Source organism: Stenotrophomonas sp. SrG (assembly GCF_050031795.1).
Lineage (GTDB): Bacteria > Pseudomonadota > Gammaproteobacteria > Xanthomonadales > Xanthomonadaceae > Stenotrophomonas > Stenotrophomonas rhizophila_A.
Map to the genome: position 1 here is coordinate 1 of NZ_JBNBBE010000046.1, position 364 is coordinate 364.

Annotated in this window: 1 protein-coding gene; it reads right to left on the reverse strand. The window is 59.6% G+C overall.

The annotated features are described in order from the left end of the window. The coding region (locus ACQG3P_RS18905) for a hypothetical protein (protein WP_426805891.1) at positions 1 to 364 on the reverse strand (364 nt) is incomplete at both ends.

Genomic DNA, 364 nt, shown 5'->3' on the forward strand with positions numbered 1-364 from the left:
GTCCGGTTGTTTCCCTCGAACAGCGTAATCTCGCTGTTCCCGGCAAAGAAATCCGGCAGCATTGACATGCTAGATCCCTTTCCATCAAGCGTATCGCCGCCGAACTTCACCAGCCGCCAACCATTTCCGGAGGCAGAGGTATCGAAACGGCCGACGGTCTGCGGCAGCGTGCTGTCGCTGGTGATGTAGATGAAAGCGTACCCTTCCCCGCGAACGTGGTTATACCCGCCGAATAGTCGGATCAGGGTCGCCTTCTTCGCCGGGCGAAGGCGCAGCGAGCGCGCTTCGTCGTTGATGGAGCCCGAATTGCCGCCGAGGTTGAACGCGCTGTTGGGAATCGAGCGTCTACATTCCACCTCCTGGG